This window comes from Rhodococcus sp. AQ5-07 (assembly GCF_009707305.1).
Lineage (GTDB): Bacteria > Actinomycetota > Actinomycetes > Mycobacteriales > Mycobacteriaceae > Rhodococcus_F > Rhodococcus_F erythropolis.
Window position 1 is genome coordinate 4,385,095 of the sequence record NZ_CP046099.1, and the last position, 20,556, is coordinate 4,405,650.

Annotated in this window: 21 protein-coding genes; 11 read left to right on the top strand and 10 right to left on the bottom strand. The window is 61.4% G+C overall.

Annotation, left to right across the window (positions count from 1 at the left end; all coding sequences use genetic code 11):
• Positions 1 to 205 precede the first annotated feature (205 nt).
• Both GJB56_RS20475 and GJB56_RS20480 read left to right on the top strand, forming a co-directional pair.
• Positions 206 to 682, top strand: coding sequence for a Zn-ribbon domain-containing OB-fold protein (locus GJB56_RS20475; protein WP_113682745.1), 477 nt, complete (start codon positions 206 to 208; stop codon positions 680 to 682).
• Positions 679 to 1,869, top strand: a complete 1,191-nt coding sequence (locus GJB56_RS20480; protein ID WP_020909545.1) for a lipid-transfer protein — start codon at positions 679 to 681, stop codon at positions 1,867 to 1,869. The genes GJB56_RS20475 and GJB56_RS20480 overlap by 4 nt, the downstream gene beginning before the upstream one ends.
• Positions 1,870 to 1,899: 30 nt before the next feature.
• On the opposite strand, the gene GJB56_RS20485 is transcribed toward GJB56_RS20480, so the two are convergent.
• Positions 1,900 to 2,706, bottom strand: a complete 807-nt coding sequence (locus GJB56_RS20485) for an alpha/beta hydrolase (protein WP_080910312.1) — start codon at positions 2,704 to 2,706, stop codon at positions 1,900 to 1,902.
• A gap of 168 nt (positions 2,707 to 2,874) precedes the next feature.
• Between GJB56_RS20485 and GJB56_RS20490 the strand changes: the two genes are divergently transcribed.
• Complete coding sequence (locus tag GJB56_RS20490) at positions 2,875 to 3,846, top strand: helix-turn-helix domain-containing protein (RefSeq protein ID WP_020971187.1); 972 nt, start codon at positions 2,875 to 2,877, stop codon at positions 3,844 to 3,846.
• Here the strand turns inward: GJB56_RS20490 and GJB56_RS20495 are convergent.
• A complete protein-coding gene (locus GJB56_RS20495; protein ID WP_020971188.1) occupies positions 3,807 to 4,568 on the bottom strand; it encodes an ankyrin repeat domain-containing protein in 762 nt (253 codons plus the stop codon). The genes GJB56_RS20490 and GJB56_RS20495 overlap by 40 nt on opposite strands.
• Positions 4,565 to 5,275: a FadR/GntR family transcriptional regulator gene (locus GJB56_RS20500; protein WP_019745844.1), complete on the bottom strand. Its 711-nt coding sequence runs from the start codon at positions 5,273 to 5,275 to the stop codon at positions 4,565 to 4,567. Before GJB56_RS20500 ends, GJB56_RS20495 begins: the two co-directional genes overlap by 4 nt.
• Positions 5,276 to 5,491: 216 nt before the next feature.
• On the opposite strand from GJB56_RS20500, the gene GJB56_RS20505 reads away from it, so the two are divergent.
• The 5 genes from GJB56_RS20505 (at position 5,492) to GJB56_RS20525 (ending at position 13,082) form a co-directional block, all read left to right on the top strand.
• Positions 5,492 to 6,931: an aspartate ammonia-lyase gene (locus tag GJB56_RS20505; RefSeq protein ID WP_020971190.1), complete on the top strand. Its 1,440-nt coding sequence runs from the start codon at positions 5,492 to 5,494 to the stop codon at positions 6,929 to 6,931.
• A complete protein-coding gene (locus GJB56_RS20510) occupies positions 6,931 to 8,376 on the top strand; it encodes an amino acid permease (RefSeq protein ID WP_029256561.1) in 1,446 nt (481 codons plus the stop codon). Before GJB56_RS20505 ends, GJB56_RS20510 begins: the two co-directional genes overlap by 1 nt.
• 15 nt (positions 8,377 to 8,391) lie before the next feature.
• Positions 8,392 to 9,354, top strand: coding sequence for an asparaginase (locus GJB56_RS20515; protein WP_029256562.1), 963 nt, complete (start codon positions 8,392 to 8,394; stop codon positions 9,352 to 9,354).
• 177 nt (positions 9,355 to 9,531) lie between these two features.
• On the top strand, positions 9,532 to 12,246 hold the full coding sequence (locus GJB56_RS20520; protein ID WP_113682746.1) for a helix-turn-helix transcriptional regulator: 2,715 nt from the start codon (positions 9,532 to 9,534) through the stop codon (positions 12,244 to 12,246).
• Positions 12,247 to 12,260: 14 nt separating this feature from the next.
• Entirely contained in the window at positions 12,261 to 13,082 is an 822-nt protein-coding gene (locus GJB56_RS20525) for a hypothetical protein (protein WP_020909552.1), read from the top strand.
• Here GJB56_RS20525 and GJB56_RS20530 read toward each other — a convergent pair.
• The 3 genes from GJB56_RS20530 to GJB56_RS20540 are packed head-to-tail and all read right to left on the bottom strand — an operon-like array spanning position 13,074 to position 16,159.
• Entirely contained in the window at positions 13,074 to 14,774 is a 1,701-nt protein-coding gene (locus GJB56_RS20530; RefSeq protein WP_019745850.1) for a SulP family inorganic anion transporter, read from the bottom strand. The two genes, GJB56_RS20525 and GJB56_RS20530, sit on opposite strands and share 9 nt — an antisense overlap.
• Complete coding sequence (locus GJB56_RS20535; protein WP_113682747.1) at positions 14,771 to 15,484, bottom strand: GAP family protein; 714 nt, start codon at positions 15,482 to 15,484, stop codon at positions 14,771 to 14,773. The genes GJB56_RS20530 and GJB56_RS20535 overlap by 4 nt, the downstream gene beginning before the upstream one ends.
• 15 nt (positions 15,485 to 15,499) lie before the next feature.
• Positions 15,500 to 16,159, bottom strand: coding sequence for a GAP family protein (locus tag GJB56_RS20540; protein ID WP_019745852.1), 660 nt, complete (start codon positions 16,157 to 16,159; stop codon positions 15,500 to 15,502).
• Between the two features lie 257 nt (positions 16,160 to 16,416).
• On the opposite strand from GJB56_RS20540, the gene GJB56_RS20545 reads away from it, so the two are divergent.
• Positions 16,417 to 16,629 (top strand): hypothetical protein, encoded by a 213-nt coding sequence (locus GJB56_RS20545; protein ID WP_078377385.1) that lies wholly within the window; start codon positions 16,417 to 16,419, stop codon positions 16,627 to 16,629.
• A gap of 112 nt (positions 16,630 to 16,741) precedes the next feature.
• Here the strand turns inward: GJB56_RS20545 and GJB56_RS20550 are convergent, their stop codons facing one another.
• The 3 genes from GJB56_RS20550 to GJB56_RS20560 form a co-directional block, all read right to left on the bottom strand.
• Entirely contained in the window at positions 16,742 to 17,158 is a 417-nt protein-coding gene (locus tag GJB56_RS20550; protein WP_020909554.1) for a DUF7144 family membrane protein, read from the bottom strand.
• A gap of 206 nt (positions 17,159 to 17,364) precedes the next feature.
• Positions 17,365 to 18,045 carry a cation transporter gene (locus GJB56_RS20555; protein ID WP_021333365.1) on the bottom strand — a complete coding sequence of 227 codons (681 nt, stop codon included), beginning with the start codon at positions 18,043 to 18,045 and terminating at the stop codon, positions 17,365 to 17,367.
• The gene (locus GJB56_RS20560; protein WP_003943224.1) at positions 18,036 to 18,380 is read right to left on the bottom strand and encodes an ArsR/SmtB family transcription factor; all 345 of its coding nucleotides are present in this window, start codon (positions 18,378 to 18,380) and stop codon (positions 18,036 to 18,038) included. The genes GJB56_RS20555 and GJB56_RS20560 overlap by 10 nt, the downstream gene beginning before the upstream one ends.
• A 128-nt stretch (positions 18,381 to 18,508) precedes the next feature.
• On the opposite strand from GJB56_RS20560, the gene GJB56_RS20565 reads away from it, so the two are divergent.
• The gene (locus GJB56_RS20565; protein WP_113682748.1) at positions 18,509 to 19,273 is read left to right on the top strand and encodes an acyl-[acyl-carrier-protein] thioesterase; all 765 of its coding nucleotides are present in this window, start codon (positions 18,509 to 18,511) and stop codon (positions 19,271 to 19,273) included.
• On the opposite strand, the gene GJB56_RS20570 is transcribed toward GJB56_RS20565, so the two are convergent.
• A complete protein-coding gene (locus tag GJB56_RS20570) occupies positions 19,264 to 19,860 on the bottom strand; it encodes a CHAP domain-containing protein (RefSeq protein WP_113682749.1) in 597 nt (198 codons plus the stop codon). The genes GJB56_RS20565 and GJB56_RS20570 overlap by 10 nt on opposite strands.
• A 131-nt stretch (positions 19,861 to 19,991) precedes the next feature.
• On the opposite strand from GJB56_RS20570, the gene GJB56_RS20575 reads away from it, so the two are divergent.
• Positions 19,992 to 20,507, top strand: a complete 516-nt coding sequence (locus GJB56_RS20575) for a toxin-antitoxin system HicB family antitoxin (protein ID WP_029256566.1) — start codon at positions 19,992 to 19,994, stop codon at positions 20,505 to 20,507.
• The last annotated feature ends 49 nt before the right edge of the window (positions 20,508 to 20,556 follow it).

A 20,556-nucleotide genomic window follows, 5' to 3' on the forward strand; every position in this document is an offset into this window, starting at 1 on the left:
CAGGTAAACAGCTACTTTCACGCACACGGCCCCGCCTGCAGACTCGTCTGCCCGGCGGGGCCGTCTGCGTTCCGGCAGCGTCCCACTCAGCGAAAATTTTTGCCCGTCAGCGGCCAAAATCGTGTAATACTGCAACCTGTTCCAGTAAGCGGCACAGCGGGCCCACGATCCCCCGGATCAGGCTCGCCAACCAGATGAGGATTGCATGAGCGAGACTGCAACGCCGGCGCCGAACGGGAGTGTGACACCTGCAGTAGAGGGTTGGTTCACCACCGGCGACGAACCTGCTCTGATCGGCACGAAGTGCCAATCCTGCGGCACCATTTCCTTCCCTCGTGAGGCGACGTTCTGCAAGAACCCGAGCTGCTTCAGCGAGGAGTTCGACGACGTGGAACTCTCCCGCCTCGGCACTGTCTGGTCGTACACCGACGCGCAGTACCAGCCCCCGCCGCCGTACATCCCGCGCTCGGATCCGTACGAGCCTTTTGCTCTCGCAGCAGTCGAGTTGTCGGAGGGGATCGTCATCCTCGGCCAGGTGGCCGACGGATTCGGCGTCGACGATCTCAAGGTCGGCAATACCGTCGAATTGGTTGTCGAGCCGCTGTACACCGACGAAACCGGAGTACGTACGACGTGGCGCTGGAAGCCTGTCGCCGCAGCTGATCAGGAGTCGCAGTCATGAGCAAGGACGTCGCAGTACTCGGTGTCGGAATGCACCCCTGGGGCAAATGGGGGCAGTCGTTCGTGAAATACGGCGTTGCCGCCGCTCGCGCCGCGCTCGCCGATTCGGGTGTGAATTGGCAGGACGTCGACTTCATCGTCGGCGGCGAGACAGTCCGCAACGGTTACGGCGGATACGTCGCCGGAGCCACCTTCGCACAGGCACTCGGCTGGAACGGCGCTCGCGTCGCCACGTCGTACGCAGCGTGCGCGACGGGAGCCCAGGCACTCGACACCGCTCGCGCACGAATTCTGGCCGGCCTCAGCGAAGTTGCCCTGGTCGTCGGAGCCGACACCACCCCCAAGGGTTTCCTCGCTCCCGTCGCCGGTGAGCGTTGGGACGACCCGGACTGGCTGCGCTTCCGCCTCATGGGTATGACCAACCCGGCGTACTTCGCGCTCAACGCGCGTCGTCGCATCGACCTCTACGGCGCCACCGCGGAGGACTTCGCCAACGTGAAGGTCAAGAACGCCAAGCACGGACTCAATAATCCGAATGCGCGCTACCGCAAGGAAGTCACCGTCGAGAACGTGCTGGCATCCCCCGTGGTGTCCAATCCCCTGCATTTGCTCGACATCTGCGCGACGTCCGACGGCGGCGCCGCAATCTTGCTGACGTCGATGGAATACGCCCGCAAGATGGGCATCGCGGAACCTGTTCGCATCAAGGCTATTTCGACGGTCACGCCGACGTTCCCACAGACGATCATGGATATGCCGAACTTCTCCACCGATTCCAGCTCCGCCGTCCCGGCTCCGGAGCGCACGTTCAAGGAATCCATCGGCTACGCCGCGTACGAGGAAGCCGGGATCTCTCCCGAGGACGTCGACGTCGCCGAGGTCTACGACCTCGCTACCTCGGTGGAACTGGACTGGATCGAAGACCTCGCGCTGTGCAAGCGGGGCGAGGCCGAGCACCTTCTGCGTGCGGGTGACACCAGCATCGGGGGCCGCATCCCGGTCAATCCGTCCGGCGGTCTCGCGTGCTTCGGCGAAGCCGTTCCCGCACAGGCACTTGCGCAGGTGTGCGAGCTCACCTGGCAGCTGCGCGGACAAGCCGAAGGCCGTCAGGTCGAAGGAGCTCGCATCGGTATCACCGCCAACCAAGGTCTGTTCGGACACGGCTCCTCGGTAATCGTTTCCGCCTGACCCCGTTCTACTTTCGTGGCGGTCGCACACTCACCCGTGAGCGGCCGCCACGATCACGTCTGCCACTGCCCCTGGCTGTGAAACCAGCGAGGCATGGGAGGTCGGGAGTTCGCTGGTGTTCGCGCCCATCCGGTTTGCCATGAACCGCTGCGCCGAAGCTGGGATCACGCGATCCTCACCGGCGACCAGATACCAGCTCGGTGTGTTCGCCCACGACGGTGGCCCGCCGAGTTCGAGGTTCGCCCACAAAGCGGCGGACTTCTGGTGAGCCAACATGGTTGCCGCCGTCTCGTCGGAAACGTCCTGAGCGAAGACGGAATGGAAATACTCGTCCGTGACGTAGCCGTCGACGTTCTTCCCGCCGATCGCGTGAGGATCGTCGACGATCTTCAATCCCAGAGCGGGAGGAAGCAATTGGCTGCCAGGGAATCGAATCGGGTCGATCGTGATCTGTACCGGCTCACCCTCCACCGGACCGAACGCCGCGATGTAGACCAGCGACTGGACTTTCGGATCGTGGACATTGGTGATCACCGCGCCGCCGTACGAGTGCCCGACGAGAACGACGGGGCCGTCGATGTCCGCAACCGTCTTCTCGATCACGGACGCGTCGTAAGCCGGCCCGCGCAGAGGATTGTCCGGCGTCACGACGCGATAGCCACGCGAGCGTAGGTCGGCGGCAACTCCGTCCCAACTGGTGGCGTCGGCAAAGGCGCCGTGAACCAGAACGACAGTTGGCTTGGGGCTCGCCACCGCAGCACCGGAACCGAAGATCAGTCCGGCCGCGACTGTCATGAGCATTGCCAGAACTGCTGTGAATACACGTGAGATCTTCATGCGTTTCCTTCACTCTCTTAGGCAAGCGAGAAACTGCGGTAGGCCGGGACACGCCCGTTTCGATCCTAGAAATACCTGCTGCGACGGACGTGACTGTCCGTGCAGACTTCTGGGCTCACGGTGCACAAATTCTGGTTGAGCGTCCACATCCCGGGGTATCAAGGCTGCATGGCTTTGCTCCTGGATACTTCCGTGCTGGAGCCTGACCAACGCACGGACGCCTTCGTCGACGCGATGGGACGCGCATCGGTTCCCTGTGCGATCCACTTGGAGGATCCGGCGGGCGTGAGCGCCCGGATGAACGTGTGGAATCTGGGCGCAGCATCACTGTTCCGCTCCGAGTCGACGGGGATGCGATTGACCAGAACACCGCGGCACGTGCGATCAGCGTCGATGCCGGTTCTCGCGATTGCCCTGCAGGAGAGCGGAATCGGCCATCTAGATCAGCACGATGAACAACGCAGAGTCCCGGCCGGTGAACTACTCATGACGGACCTGACGTCGACCTACGATTTCTCCTGGACGGGAACGGGCGCTTCCCAGTGCCTCTACGTTCCGATGGATCGGCTGGGACTACCGATCGACACCGTGCGAGACGCTGCCACGCGACCTCACCACAGCAACCTGTACCCCTTGATGATCGCGCACGTTCGTGAATTGTTCCGCAGCGCCGATCAGTTGGAGACCGATCCTGCCGCCGAACAATTGGGCGAGGCCTCGATCGAACTGGCGCGCGCTTTGGTCGCATCGATCGCGCATGCAAATCCCGACGCCTCCGCTCCGAGATCGGCACTCACGTTGACATCGATCCGCAGATACATCCGCGAACACCTTCACGATCCGGCGCTGCATCCTGCACGAATTGCCCACGCCCACAACATCTCACTGCGCCAGCTGTACAAGATCTGTTCGGACAACGAATTCCGGCTCGAGCAGTGGATCATCACCCAGCGCCTGCAGAAGGCTCGGGACGAACTGGCTCGACCCGCTACCGTCGACCTGCCGATCGCCACCATTGCGCGCCGTGCGGGATTTGTCGACGCCGGACACTTCAGCCGACGGTTTCGGCAGGCCTACGGAGTCAGCCCGACTCGTTGGCGTCAGCTCCGCGATTGCAGCAGCGCCACAACGTCTGACTGACCACGGCTTTCGGCATTGTCCAATGCGGTCTTTCCCGACGCATCCCGGATCGAGGGATCTGCCCCGGCGTCGAGAAGCTGAGTGATCACGTCGACGTAGCGCGCCGAGCCGTCGCCATACACAACGGCCTCGAGAAGCGCCGTCCACCCCGGATCATTGACGTGATTGACCGGTACCCCGGCAGCAATCAGCATCCGGACGGTCTCGACATGCGCGTGTTCACTCGCGGGAATCAGAGCCGTACCGCCGTAACGGTTCACGCTGTCGACATCCGCGCCATGGCTGAGCGTCAATGCCAGAATCTCGTTCAATCCCTCGGCTCCGGAATACAGGAAGGCCGAATCCTGCATGGAGTCCTTCGCGTTCACGTCAGCTCCGGCAAGAATCAACGTAGAAGCCGCAGCGACGGCGTTGTTCTTGGTGGCCTCGACGAGTGGAGTCCGTTCGCCCTCGCCGCGCGCTTCGATGTTCGCGCCGGCAGTCAGGGCAGCGGTAACAGCTGCGGGATCATTGCGGTCCACAGCATCGAAGAGCGTGCGTTCGGATTCCGGCGTCGATGCTGGCTTTACACCCGTAGGCGGTACAGCTGCCGTTGTTGTCGCTGACGCCGCGGTGGTCGGCGTCAGCGGGGTGTCGGACGAACTGCAACCCGCCAACGCTCCGGTCACCGATGCCGCGAAGATTGCGCAGGCGAGGACAGACCTGCGCGGCCGCGCCGTCACAGCGAATCACTTTCTTGGACAAGTGTTTCGAGCGTCACCCTGACGGCGTCCAGGTGTTCGGCCATCGCCCTGGAGGCGTGGTCGTAACTCCCGGATGCAATTCCTTCGACTATTCGTTCGTGTTCCTCGTTCGACTTTTCCTGGCGACCTGCAACAAGATTGAGTGTCTCGGATTGCCTTGTCAGCGCTTCACGGATATCGACGATTACCGACTCGAAGACACGATTCCTACTGGCTTTTGCAATCAGTCCGTGAAATTGGGCGTCGAGTGCAACCCATACGAGCGGATCGTCCTCGTCACGCATCTGCTGTACCAGTCCGCGGAGTGCTGCCAGTTCCTCCGCGGTGTGCCGTTGCGCAGCCCATCCTGCGGCCGGAATTTCGACATGAGGCCGTGCTTCGACCAATTCGTTGGCCGCATAGCTGCCGAAATCGAGGTCTCGCGCTATCGAATCACTGACGACGAACGTGCCGAGCCCGGATTTTGTCTCGGTGAGCCCGAGAGCGTGGCACGAGCGCAGGGCTTCGCGGATAACCGATCGACTGACCCCGTGCCTTTCGGCCAGGGACGCTTCGGACGGGAGACGCTCTCCGACTGCCAGATCGCCGGAGGCTATTGCGGCACGAAGGTCTGCGAGGACTGCCTCGGCAGCACTCACCCGCGCGGCGACTGGTCGCCTGGTGGCCCAGCTGTCTGACAGGTTCATGCCGTCATTGTTGCGACTGCCGAAGTCCCGCGTCAAACATCGCACCTGGTGACGGGTTGACGTGCAGGAGTGAGCGAGGTAACAATTAGACCTGTCAGACAGCCTGATAGCCCGATAGCTGGGCGGGTCTACTACTTGTCCGTCAGCGCTGCGATCCCGAAATACACCCACCGCGCAGAGTGATGCTTGCGCGAAGAGACACGAGGAATTGATCAAGTGCTCGAAACGCGAACAGAACACGATCTGCTCGGCGATCGCGAAGTTCCAGCCGATTCGTACTGGGGAATCCACACCTTGCGCGCGATGGAGAACTTCCCGATCACTGGTCGAACAATTGCCACGAACCCGCATCTGATCCGCGGCATCGCTTACGTCAAATGGGCCGCAGCCAGCGCAAACGAGAAGCTGGGCATCCTCGATGGCCCGCGAGCCGAGGCCATCTCACAGGCATGCAAGGAAATCGTGGACGGCCGGTGGCACGAACAGTTCGTAGTGGACGTCATCCAGGGTGGTGCCGGAACGTCGACGAACATGAATGCCAACGAGGTAATCGCCAATCGCGCATTGGAAATCCTCGGCCACCGGCGCGGCGACTACGAACGACTTCACCCCAATGAGCACGTGAACCTGAGCCAATCGACCAACGACGTCTACCCCACGGCCGTCAACATCTCGACGATCTTCGCGATCGAGGACCTGCTGGATGCACTTCGTGTACTCCAGAATGCGTTCACGACCAAATCTCTCGAGTTCGCCGACACAGTGAAGATGGGACGCACCCAACTGCAGGACGCCGTGCCGATGACTCTGGGTCAGGAGTTCGGCACCTACGCGGTCATGATCGAGGAGGATCGAGCGCGCCTGGCTGAGGCTGCTCTTCTCGTTCACGAGATCAACCTCGGCGCCACTGCTATCGGCACCGGTCTCAACGCACCTGCCGGCTACGCCGAGGTGGCCTGTTCCGACCTGGGCGCACTAACCGGGCTGCCGCTGGTGTTGGCAACGGATCTGGTCGAAGCGACCCAAGACGTGGGCCAGTTCGTCCACCTCTCCGGCGTACTCAAGCGGGTCGCTGTGAAGTTGTCCAAGGTGTGCAACGATCTTCGGCTGCTCTCTTCTGGTCCGCGAGCCGGATTGAACGAGATCAATCTGCCTCCGGTGCAGGCAGGTTCGTCGATCATGCCGGGCAAGGTCAATCCGGTAATTCCCGAGGTCCTCAATCAGGTCGCGTACGAAGTCATCGGCAATGACGTGACGATTACGATGGCTGCGGAATCCGGGCAACTCCAACTCAACGCTTTCGAGCCGATCATCGTGCACTCACTGTCCGAAGGAATGCGACACCTCGGTGCGGCTTGCCGCATTCTGGCGGACCGGTGCGTACTCGGTATCACGGCCAACACCGAACTGTTGCGCGCGCGAGTCGAAGACTCCATCGGCCTCGTCACTGCGCTCAATCCCTACATCGGATATACCGCGTCCACACGGATTGCCCAGGAGGCGTTGATTTCCGGGCGTCGCGTCGCCGATCTCGTGATCGAAGCGGGCCTGCTCGACCGCGAGGAACTCGATCGGTTGCTAAGCCCCGAACATCTCGCCAATCTCCGCGTTGCGGGCGAGAAGCCTCATGCTACCGCCGTTGTGGAGGAGGTTTGATGACCGTCGAACGGGAAGAGACACCCCACGCCGAGGTTGCCGCCGAAGAGGATCTCGGATATCAGAAGGCACTCGGCCCCAGACAGATTCAGATGATCGCGATCGGTGGTGCGATCGGAACAGGCCTTTTCATGGGTGCGGGAGGGCGACTCCAACAGGCGGGCCCGGCCTTGGTTCTCGTGTACGCGCTGTGCGGGTTCTTCGCGTTCCTGATCCTGAGGGCACTCGGCGAACTGGTGATGCACCGACCGACTTCGGGATCCTTCGTTTCCTACGCACGCGAATTCTTCGGCGAGAAGATGGCTTTCGCTGCGGGTTGGCTGTACTGGATGAACTGGGCAATGACTGCCGTGGTCGATGTCACGGCTGTGGCGTTGTACATGAACTTCTTCAAGAAGTACTGGGCGCCACTGGGGCACATCGATCAGTGGATGTTCGCTCTGATCGCGGTGGTGTTGGTTCTCGGACTGAATCTGGTGTCCGTCAAAGTCTTCGGAGAGCTGGAGTTCTGGTTCGCGTTGATCAAGGTCGTTGCGTTGACCGCATTCCTCGGGTTCGGTGTCTATTTCGTACTCTTCGGCACGCCCATCGAAGGGCATTCCTCCGGATTCAGCCTGATCACCGACAATGGCGGGCTGTTCCCCAACGGAATACTGCCGGCAGTCGTGGTGATTCAAGGCGTCGTGTTCGCTTACGCTTCAATTGAACTCGTGGGAACCACGGCCGGAGAGACCGAAAATCCCCGGAAGGTGATACCCAAGGCAATCAACACAGTGATCATTCGGATCCTCGTCTTCTACGTGGGATCGGTACTACTGCTCTCGCTGTTGCTCCCGTACACGGAGTACCACGCCGGTGAAAGTCCATTCGTCACATTCTTCGGTTCGATCAACATCCAAGGCGCGGATGCGATCATGAATCTGGTCGTTCTCACGGCAGCCTTGTCTTCCCTCAACGCCGGATTGTATTCGACCGGACGAATACTCCATTCGATGGCGATGGCAGGCTCGGCGCCTGCCTTCGCTGCCAAAATGAACAAAGCCGGAGTGCCGTACGGGGGAATCGCACTCACCGGCGTGGTCATCCTGTTCGGCGTCGGGCTCAATGCTGTTGTCCCAGCGCAAGCTTTCGAAATAGTCCTCAATCTTGCAGCCCTCGGCATCATCAGTGCGTGGGCAGTCATAGTGTTGTGCCAGTTGAAGCTCTGGCAACTTGCGAAACAAGGCAAAGTCACCCGCCCTCCCTTCCGCATATTCGGCGCACCGTACACCGGGATCGCGACACTGGTTTTTCTTGCGGTCGTTATCGTATTGATGGCATTCGACAACCCTGTTGGAACATGGACCGTCGGCTCCATCGCGATCATCGCACCGCTGTTGATGATTGGTTGGTACGGCGCCAGGAATCGCATTCGCGAGTTGGCCATCCATCGACCCGCAGCTTGACGTGAAAGGACCTCAGTGTCGAAAGTCGCAGTCGTCACCACTGGTGGCACCATCGCCAGCACCCGAGATGCGCACGGAATCAGTCGGCCCGCAATCACCGGTGCAGATCTGCTCGGCAATGAGCAGACCGACATCGATCTTCGAGTCGTGGACGTGATGTCGAAGGACAGTTCGAGCATGACCTTCGCGGACATGGATCGTGTTCGCGACGCCGTAGCCGACGAATTGAAGGATCCTGGACTCGACGCGGTGGTCGTGCTTCACGGCACCGACACGATGGAGGAAACTGCGTTCTTGTTGGACCTGCATCACGACGACCGACGTCCGGTGGTCTTCACCGGGGCGCAGCGCACTTTCGACCATCCCGAGTCCGACGCTCGTTCGAATCTGGCCGCGGCGATCGCGGCCGGACTCGACATCTCGTCGCAGGGACGTGGTGTCCTCATCGCCTTCGGCGGTTCGGTCCACCCGGCAGCAGGTACGCGAAAGGCCGACACGACGGCACTTGATGCCTTCCACTCCTTGCGCATCGATCCGGCCCTGCTGCGCACTCCCGAACCATTGCCGTGGCATCCGATTTCGAACACCCGCGTCGACATCATCGCCGTGTATCCCGGGGCAGACCGCGTACAGATCGACGCTTGCGTGAGCGCCGGGGCAAATGGACTCGTTCTCGACGGACTCGGTTCGGGAAATGCCAATCCGACGATCGTCGAGGCCGTCCGAGACTGCGTAGGCGCTCACATTCCGGTGGTCGTGACAACTCGTGTGCCCTCGGGGCCAATCTCCCCGGTTTACGGAGGTGGTGGCGGCGGCCACGACTTGATCGCCGCAGGCGCTGTATTTTCCACCGATCTTCGGGCCGGGCAAGCACGTGTACTTCTGGCGGCCTTGTTGTCAGATCCGGATCTCGTGGGCCTGGAAAAGGCATTCGACCGATATTCGAGGTTTGCTCGCACCCCGCCGTTCAGGCGGTAGCACTGGCGACGCCGTTCGTAGTTCGAATGCACCCCTCGCTAAATCAGGGACTTTGGTCCGAATCTTTTGATTCGGACGCTTAACAAGTGTCCGAATTGGGTAGTTTCACATCATCTAACTCGTTACGTATGTCGATCCAGCGGTCACGTCCAGTGCAGCCAGTCGAACAGGAGTCGGATGAGCAGCCCATTTCGTGATGCCGCTGCAGTGACGCTCGACGCGTCTCACCGCGTCGGGCACACTCACGCGTCGGACGCGCCTGTCAGCGGGCGCTTTCACCCGCCCTCTGCAATCAAGGGACTGGTTCCACGTCCCCGGTTGCACCAGAAACTCACCGCGTCCACCACTACCGAGGGCTCGGGACCCGGGTCCGTCGGGCTGCTTTCTGCACCGGCCGGAGCGGGAAAGACCCTGCTGCTGGCGAATTGGGCTCGTGAGTATTCGCGGGCGTCCCCTGACGTGGACCTCGCCTGGCTGACGTTGGCCGAGCGCGACAACAACGTGTCGGTGCTGTGCGAATCCCTCGCCGAGGCCATCTCGACGCCTCTCGACCCGGCCGGTCGCGCGCCCACCGGGCAAGGGTTCCCGGCACAGGCGGGATCGAGACGACCCGTCGAACAGTGGCTCGCGCACTTCGCGGAAACCGTCGAAGCTCACGATCGCCGAACGACGCTGATCCTCGACGACGTTCACACACTTCACGATCCGATGTCGATCGGTCTTCTCGACCAGATACTCACGCACACCCCGGACAATCTGTCGATCATCGTCGCTGCTCGATACGAACCTCCGCTCACCTGGCATCGTCTCGCGCTCGATGGCCGACTCACTCGCTTCGCATCCACCGATCTCGCCTTCGACCGCACCGAGATCACTGCGATGTTCGGCGAATACGACATCGCCCTCGGCGACGACGAGCTCGCAATCGTCGAGAACTTCACCAAGGGGTGGGGCGCTGTTGTTCGCCTGACCGCAGCGTTCCTGGCAGGCCGGAGCGACATCGGTGATGCATTGAACGAGTTCACCCATACGCCGCGCCCGATCGCCGACTTCCTCGTCGACGAGGTCCTGACATCCTTGCCCGAGCATGTCACGACATTCATGTTGCGGACATCCGTCGTCGATTCGTTCTCTGCTCAACTCGCAGAAACGTTGACCGATTCGAATGCGCGGTCCGAGATCGACGCTCTGATTCAATACAACTTCCCCGTGACGCGGACCGACTCCGCTGACCACACCACGTGGTTCAGCTACCACCCCCTTCTCCTCGAACACCTCCGCGCAGAGTTCCGTCGGGTCGATCACGAGGAGAGAAATCGCGCGCACCTTCGAGCAGCAACCTGGTTCGAGAGTCATCATTTCGAACTCGAGGCGCTCGAACTCGAGGTGTCGATCGGCGACCCGTGCCGCATCCTCGCTTTTCTCGAGCGCTGCGGACTGGGCCTCGTACTCGACGGGCACAGCGGAGACGTCGTCCGAGTGCTCGAATCCGCACCGACGCAGGTCTCCGAATCTCCGATCACCCGCCTGGTCCTGGCTGCGGCCGCCCTCCATTCCGGTGACATGACCTCTGCGACAACGTGCCTCGATCTCCTCGAGGCAACTCATCCGCCTATTGCGGACGAGCCACTGTTCCTGGCGATGAGTCTGGAAATCTCCTGTGCTTCGCCAACTTCCGACAACAAACCATTGGTTTCGCGCCTGGTGCGGCGCCAGAACAGCACTCACTCGGACGTCGAAGCCTACGCTCACCTCGAGGTAGCGACGGCCCTCCTACTCAAACGCGAGTTCGACAGGGCAACTGTCGAATACACCCAGGCGGTCGCGCTCGGAACACTACGAGGCAGGTCGCGATTCGTACTGAAGGCACTGACCGGGCTAGGATTCGTCGCCTCACTCAGCGGGGACATCGAGGCGATGAGGGCACACTCCACCTACGCCATCGACTACGCGGTCGAACACCGAATCACAACGACGGCGGAGTACGAGTTGTCCGCGTCTGTGGTGGCCTTCGCTGCATATCTCTGCGCCACCAGCGAACTTCCGTACCGCATACCGACTATCGGAAACTACCGGAGCACAGATGTTCTCGGCGCCAGCGTCCCGGCATTCGGGTGGCACACCGTCGTCACGTTCGGGCTCCACAGTCTCGGCGACGCGGCCGATCGACGGTCGACCGCTGCCGACGTCCGCGATGCGATGCTCAGCGCAATCGCACTGCGCACCTTCTCATTGGCGACTCTTGCCCTACTCCCACCGGTCGTGAACGCATGCCTGTCGGTCGGCGAAGTGGAATGGGCCGGCCGACTCGTGCGCGATGCGGCTGATCAGTTCGGCGAGACTTCCGAGATACACCTGGCGCGAGCTGCCGTGGCTTTCTCGTCCAACAAGTTCGCAGAAGCACTCGTCGAGGTTTCCGAAGCCCTCGGATCCACCGAAGAGCCTGTGCTCGCCCACACCGTCTACGCCTGGACACTCGAGGCTGGGATCCACGCTGCCACCGGTCACGAGCGCAAGTCGTTTCGTTCGCTGCAGAAAGCCCTGCGAGCCGCAGAAACCGGTGGGCTGTTACGACCTTTCCTCGACTACGGCGCGTCACTGCGTCCGATCTTCGACGAGTTCAGTGGGCACTTCGGCGATCAGGAAGCTTTTGCCGAACAGGTACGCAACCGCATTCTTCCACAAGAGCTGGTGAGTGCACCGATCCTCACACCGGGCGAATACACCGTGCTGCGCGAACTGGCCTCGGGAGACACCACCGAGTCGATCGCCGACACGCTGTTCCTGTCCGTCAACACCATCAAGACGCATCTACGCGGGATCTATCGGAAGTTGGAAGTAAGTAACCGACGCGACGCACTCAAGGCTGCGCGTCGCGGCGGACTCATCTGAGCAAGACTGCTTCCATGCCCCCGAAGCTGTACTCCGATACGCGCGATCGAATGACCGTCTGGGCGAGACGCACACCAAGCCGACGGTTGGCTACCGACGCGACGATCGACGTCTTCGAAGTCGGACTCGTCGACAGCGCCATGACTTTGGCAGCCCAGGCGTTCACGTCCTTGCTGCCGGTGATGATCGCAGCGTCCACCCTGGAAAAGCTGAAGCCCTTGGCCGATGTCGCCAGAGACGACCTCGGGGTGCAGCTTCCCGACGCCGTGATGACCGACACCTCCACGGCGGCCGCGTTTGGCATTGTCGGCCTGCTCATGCTGTTGATCAGTTCCACGTCCTACGCTCGCGCCCTTGGCCGGATGTACGGACGAATCTGGAGCGTGCCGACTGCGACGCTTCGCCAGGCATGGCGGTGGATCGCGGTCGTGTTCGTCGTCGCCGCGTCAGTGGTCGGTGCGGCGCTGTGCCGCGAACTGAATGCCGTTCCGAGGGTGGGCAGTCTCCTGGAATTTGTTGCGGTCTACGCAGTGTGGGCACTGGTCTGGACTGCTGTGCCCATGCTGTTGACCGCCAATCGCATGACCACTCGTATGTGTGTCGGGTCCGGCTTGCTCACCGCGACGGGTCTGACCGGACTGCACGTGGCCGGCACTCTATTTCTGCCGCGGATGACCAAGACGTCTCAGGACGAGTTCGGCCTTCTCGGCGTGATGTTCACCGTGATCGGGTGGCTGTTCATCTTCTCTGCCATCGTGGTGGTCGCGTCGTCGATCGTCGGATCGGTCGCAAAAGACGCGGGACCACTGGGAATCTGGCTGCGGACGTCACGCTGAAGTGTTGTCCCGGCCCTCGAGTGCCTGCGAGACGGTCGGATAGACGTCGACCTTCAGCGCACCCTCGTCGGCCCCGGACAAGACATCGCGGAACTGCCCGATGTCGCGGGCCACCCGGAAGCTCACATTCTTGCGAGCCAACGAATCTCGAAGCTGAGCCAACATCTGGGCCGCGCTGACGTCGATGAACGGTGAAGTCTCGGCGTCGAGAATGACCGTCGTGGTCCCGGTGGTCACCATGCCGGTGATCTGATCACGCACGTGATCGGCATTCGCGAAGAACAGTCCGGATTCGACCCTGACCACCACGACGCCGTCGAGTGTCCTCAGATCAGGATGGCTGCTGGTGTCGACCCAGCGCGTGCCGTCCTTGGCCAGAGCGGCCACGTGCGGTTTGGAGACTCGATACAGGAGCAGCAGCATCGAGACGACAATTCCGATGATCAGACCGGGCAAGGTATCGAACAGGAGAACTCCGAACATCGCCGCGACAGCGGCGGCGAAATCGGCCCGAGCGGCGTGCCCGTAGATGCTGCCCAATCGCTTCGTCCAGACCCGGTACAGCGCTGCGAGAGAAGAGAAATCCACTAGTTCGATCACTGCGGCGATGACCACCGCCGATAGCGTCGCTTCCGGTAGTTTCTCGAACAACCCAGTCAGGAACAGCAGTGTCAGCAGCGTCAATGCGGCGACCACCAACCCGCTGACCTGTGATTTGGCACCCGCTCCCCCGTTGACAGCCGTCTTCGAGAGGCTGCCGTTGACCACCATTCCCGAGCAGATGCCCGATCCGAGATTGGCGGCCCCCAGTCCTACCAGTTCCCGATTGGCGTCGATCGTGTATCCGGCCTTCGCCGCGTATGTCTTTGCAGCGCCGAGACCTTCGGCGAACCCGATGAGTAGAACACCGACGGCCGGCCCCACTAGGTCGAGGTAGTCCTCGGCTCCTACTCCACTCGGCAGGCCCATAGTCGGCAAGCCCGAATCGATGTGTCCCACGATGTCGATGCCACGGTCGTCGAGTCCGAACAGCGCCACTGCGGTAATCCCCAGTAACACAACCAGAAGCGAACCTGGCACGAGCGGGAGCCATCGCTTGACTCCCAGAACCATTGCCAAGCTGAGTAATCCGATGACCACCGTCGGACCGTCGACCTCGCCAAGTTCCTTGATCACCGTCCACGCCTGGACGAAGAAGTTCCCCTCGCCCTTGTCCACGCCCAGGAGTTTTGGTACTTGACCGATGATGATCGTGAGTGCCAAACCGACTATGAATCCCTTGAGAACCGGCTCGGAGATGAAGGATGCGATGAATCCGAGGCGCATGAATCCTGCGAGCAATCCGACGAGTCCGGTCACGATCGCGAGCCCGACCGACAATGCGACAAATCTGGTGTCGTCTCCCGACGCCAGTGGCGCGATCATCGCCGCGGACAACGCGGCAGTGGCCGACATCGGTCCGACGATCAGATGCCGCGAACTACCAGCTGCTGCATACAGAATCAGTGACGGAACTGCAGCGTAGAGCCCGACCACCGGCGGAACTCCGGCGATGGTGGCGTACGCGAGCGCTTCCGGGACAAGGACAGCCCACACCGTGAGGCCGGCGATGATGTCTGGCCGAAGCCAGCCTCGCTGATAGTCGGACAGTGATCCGAAGACCCACCACGTCCGTGTGTGCGGAGCACTCATAGCCCTTGCACCCCTTTACTGATCTGCATCGCCGCGATCAGGACGAGGAGCCCGACGTTCAGCAAGTGCGTGTTGGTGGCTATCCAGGTACGGATCTTCTGCAGCGGTTCGGTGGCCTCCTCCTTCTTGATCAGGAGAAGGGCGACCGGCACGGCGACCGAGGTCACGGACACGAGAGAAAAGATCACGGCCGAGACGATCTGCGACGTCGGCACCACGGTGCTGAGGCGAAAGTTCATGGCAGCGGCAATCGCACAGGACATGTCGATGGGATTGAGAACGAACAGCGCGAACCCGAGCACACCCGATCGCATCGGCTGGAAGTGTTCTACCGACTGGAGCATTTTCGGCAGTTGAGGGGCCGCCGCGACAACATCTCCCGGAGCCACTGCAGCCGCCATCGCCTGCACTCCGCGCCGACTACGCGTGTAGACGAACCAGGCACCCGCGAGCAACGTCACGCCGAGAACGAGGTGGAGGATAGGCACCCACAGGGGTGGGTGCGTTCTCTGATGAACTTGGAGTGCGGTCAAGATGATGTACGACCCGGCCAGGGCGACAACTATTCCGAGATACCACCCGATCAGGTACGCAATGCTGTTGAGACGCGCTCGTTCGGAAAAGAGCACGGCGACAACGGCGACAACCGCCAGCGGGCTCATGATGATACCGAGTGCCAGCGGGATCTGTTGCAGTAGCAGCGATCCCATAACTACCTCCCGTTGTCAGAGACCGCCGATGCCCTTACCGATGAGAACAACACCGATAACCAGGATCAACACGCTCATCACAGTGGCGTTGTTGTCCTGCAACCACACCTTCAGCTTGGCCAGCGGACCGCGCAGTCGCTCCGCGGCAACGAGGTAACCGATCACGGGCACGCACACTGTCGAGGCAGCGATGATGGTGAAAACCAGAACCGCGACGACTACTTCGCCGGAGCCCAATGACGCAGAGCCGATCGAGATTCCAGCCGCGATACACATCATCAGATTCTTCGGATTGATCGCTGCCAGCGCGAAGCCCAAGCCGAGGCCCTTGGCAGCGGTCATGTCGTCGATAGCTTGCATCCACTTCGGGGTTTCATGCTCGCCACCGCGGCCGCGCCATTGCTTGACTCCGAACGCAAGTAGCAACACACCCAACGCCAGCTTGATCCACGACACCGTCGCAGAGGGATCACCTTCGGAGTCGCCGAGCTTGCTGGACAGGAGCACGAAGATCACAGTGGCGACAACGATTCCGAGTATCCAGCCCAGGGCGAATCCGACGCTGGTGCTACCGGCTCGCTTGGACAACAACATCAAGATCGCCGCGATGATCGGGATGGGCGATACCGCAACACCGACCGCTAAGGGTAGAAGATCCCCGATGACAGATCCCATGCCGACCTCTTCTCTCTCCCGGTCGACACTAGGGGTGACGATCCTTCGCAGCCTCACACAAAAGGGATGAATGGAGCCGCGATGACATTCACCCGTTGGGGATGACGCCTCGGGAGCGCGTGGGAGCAAGACTGGATCTCACGGATACGGAGTCCTGGATCGAGCGGCGACGCCGATTGCCCCTGACGACACGTGATTTCGAGGCTCGACGCGGTACTGACCGAACCTCATGGCCCTACGAAATGGAGCGGACACTGATGAATGCTCCCACTCGGTATCAATTCCTCATCGACGGCGAAGTGTCGGACCGCGTCAAAGCGGCGTTTCCCGAACTCAGCGTTGCCAGTGCCGCCGGCGGATTCACCAGTTTGTACGGGCCCGTCGCGGATCACACTGCTATGCGAAGCATCATGGCTCGCCTCGATTCCCTCGGCTTGACCGTTGCCGAACTGCGAAGGCTCCCAGACTGATCCGAACAGAATGATCCGAGCCGCCCCTCCGTCGGGTCGTCCCCCGCGCACGAGCGATGGTCCCGACCGAGTCGATTCGGTCGGGACCAACTGCTCTCGAGTTGTTCGGCGCCTAGACTCTGTCTGTGTCCCAGGTCGCGACGGCCCAGATCACAACGACGTCGAGCGCGATGACCAGGATCGACCACAGCGGGTAGTACGGCATCCACAAAAAGTTGGCGATGATCGAGAGCGACGCAATGACTATCGCCGCCGCCCTGGCCCACACTGCACCGGTGAAGAGGCCGAGAGCCACCACGATTCCGATGATGCCCAAGATGATGTGGATCCAGCCCCACGTCGTGATGTCGAACTTGTACGTGTAGTTGATACCCACGACAAACAGATTGTTGTCGGCGACCGCCGCAATGCCCTGAAGCAGAGCGACAATGCCTGCGGTGAGCAGCAGAATTGCTGCTGCAAACGTCGTACCTACCGCGAAACCCTGCCGGACAGGGTGATTCGCGGGTTCCCGCGGTGGAGCAGTCATCAGCGTTCCTTTCGACAGAATGCACTTCCCATACTCAGTCTCGAGGGGCTGGGAAGCGAAAACATCACCCGTCGCGGATGAACCGCAGGTCACCGACCCGTACCCGCTTGCCGGCGTCGCAAACCTAACCGAGCACCCCTTTCACCGAGTGAGCACCCTCTCCGATGCGCTGCAGACGGTGTTCACTCAACTGAACCTGTGCTCACTCAGCAGCAGTCGCACTCGTCACCGCTCTCGGGCACCGTCACAACCGGGCAGCACGGATCACCCTTCCACGCGTTGATGCCTTCCTTCACGGCGATGACGGCGATCACCAGTGCCGCAATCGGGTCCGCCCACGACCAGCCGAGCACCGAGTTGAGCAGCAAACCGACCAGCAAGACCGCAGAAAGGTAGGTGCAGAGCAGCGTCTGCTTCGAATCCGCGACCGCCGAAAGCGAACCCAACTCCCGACCTGCTCGGCGTTGCGCATAGGACAGAGCCGGCATGATCGCCAAACTCACTGCAGCCAATACTATTCCGACGCTCGTGTGCTGCGCTTCACCCAGACCGAACAGCGACCGAATCGCGTCGAACGAGACGTACGCAGCGAGCCCGAAGAACGAGAATGCGATCACTCGCAGTGCCGTCTTCTCACGGCTCGTCGGATCCGGAGCCGAGAACTGCCAGGCAACCGCTGCCGCCGAGGACACTTCGATCACCGAATCGAGGCCGAAACCGAACAGTGCTGCGGACGACACCCGCGTGCCCTCCGCCAGCGCGATGATCGCTTCGACGACGTTGTAGCTGATGGTGATCGCCACGAAGATGCGAATTCGTCTCGACAAGAGCGCACGCCGGGCAGTCGAGAGGCCGCCACCGTCAACGGGCGCGACCATCAGCAGCATCCTTCTGATTCACTGTCCGGGCAGTACGACGGATCCACCGCGAGTACGACCCCGAGCAGGTCGTCGAGGGCCTGACCGATATGTGCGTCGGCGAGTTCGTATCTGGTCCGGCGCCCTTCCGGGACGGCCACTACCAAGCCACAACCGCGCAGACAAGCCAGATGATTGGACAGCTTCTGCCTGGTCACAGCCAGTGTTTCAGCGAGGTCGGACGGGTACCGAGGGGCGGTTTTCAGTTCGAGCAGTATCCGTGTCCGAGTCTCGTCGGACAAGGCATGCCCGAACCTCGCAAGCACCGCCACGTTGGTCACCACATCTACGCCCTCGATATCCATACGTACGACAGTACATCGAAATCTGTATTCAGAAAACAGTGAACTCAGATGGTTCAAGATCCCTCCATCGGGTAACGCAAGCGTGAAGCCACCCGACCGGATCAGCGAACACCGGGAGTCCACATCCGATGAACCGTACAAAAGTCGACGATCACGTAGCGATGGCCGAACTACCGACAACCGGAAGCATCTTCCAGGTCTCCTGGCCGGTGCGTACGGGCGACATCCACACCGACAAGCAACTGCGCCTCGACGCGATCGCGCGCTACCTCCAAGACGCGGGCTTCGACAATCTCGTCGACCGCGGCGCCATGGATACACACCCGCTGTGGATGGTGCGAAGGACGGTGATCGACGTACTCGAACCCGTCATCTGGCCGGATCGAGTTCATCTGCAGCGCTGGTGTTCCGGACTCTCCAGCAAGTGGTGTTCGATGCGGGTTCGGATCAGGTCCGACAGCGGTGGATTGATCGAGACCGAGGCATTCTGGATCAACATCGACCCGAAAACCGGAATGCCGGCAACCATCAGTGAAAAGTTCACCGCTGCCCTGGCATCGACGGCCGTGGACGAGCATCTTCACTGGCGTCGGTGGATCGACCCCGACACCGACGATTACGCGGATTCTCCATTCCCGTTGCGCTCGAGCGATTTCGACCCTTTCGATCACGTGAACAACGCGATCTACTGGCAACCCGTGGAAGATGCACTGCCCGAAAAATTACGAAGCGAACCCTTTCGCGCGATCCTCGAGTACACCCAGCCCGTCAAGAGAGGTGAGCAGGTGAGCGTGCGAACCGGCACGAACACGCTGCACATCGACGCCGGCGGCGAGGCACGTGCATCCGCTCGATGGTTTGCCCTGACCTCGAACCACAGCGATCAGGGGTGAAGTTTTCCGAACCCCACGACGGCGGAGTCGGATTGCCAGTGAAGATCATGGACCCGCACCTTGCCGAACTCGTTGCCGCCGACCGTGATCGCCGAGTCACCGTCCACTGCCACAACGATGTTGGTGTGCTGACCTACCCATCTCGAACTGTCGTAGATCACCACATCACCCACGCTCGGGGTGTACCCGCTGCCGTTCTCGGCGTACGCGCCGATCCCCTGGTAGTACTCCTGCAAGGTGTACACCCCCGGGATACGCCAGCTTCCGGAGTTCGGGTTCGACAACGGTCGACCCGCTTCCCTCATTATCCAGCTGACAAAATCGGCGCACCATTCTTCGTCGATACCGTCGGAATAGAAAGTGCCCGGACGGTCCCGCTCATGCTCGGATTGCAGCAGTTCGAGCACTCGAGTCTGGTCCGCAGTCACCGAACTGGCGTCGACCGTCGGGAACTCGGCAGTGTCCCAGGGCAGATACCGCGAAGGCGCGACCGCGACGACAACCGCCCCGACCACGATCACGACGCCGAGCACCCCGGCAATCCAGAGCAAGATACGGCGGCGACGGTTGGGTTCGGCAGGACTCACCCTTACGAGTGTGCCAGCCTGCCGAGAATCGAAACGCCAACCACCCCGATGAGCTGGCACTTCTCATCAAACTCACACGAATGTGCCACCAAACTATTGCTATGGCACCAAAGTGGTGCCATAGTGATGCCATGGACTTGACACCGTACGTAGACAACCTTCGCCACGAACTCGCGGTGGCGGCCGAAGCAGGCGGAGAAGACGCAAAGGCCCTCGCCGATCGTTTGACCGCACCGCTGGAATCAGCAGTGCGACTCACCCTTCTCGACGCATTGTCTGCGGCAGCCGCCGAGATCACGCGTGACCTCGCCCCAGGCTCGGTGGACCTGCGCCTACGGGGACGCGAACCCGAATTCGTGGTGGCACCAGCCATCAGCGAACCGGCTCCGGCCCCCGCCGAAGAGGAACCGACTCCGGCTCCGCGCCCCGTCACGGAGTCCGACGACGCCTCGATGACTCGAATCAACCTGAGGCTGGGGCAAGACCTCAAAGACCGGATCGAGGCGGCGGCCAAGGAAGCCGGGATCTCCGTGAACGCGTGGCTGGTTCGCTCGGCTGCAACTGCGCTGGAAGGCGGCATGAGCAGAAGCACTCCGAGACAGCGCACGTCCCAAGGCTCCGAAAGCTTCAGCGGCTGGGTGCACTGACACCGGCTTCACCTTTCGCACGACCCTCTATCACCAACCGAGACAACCT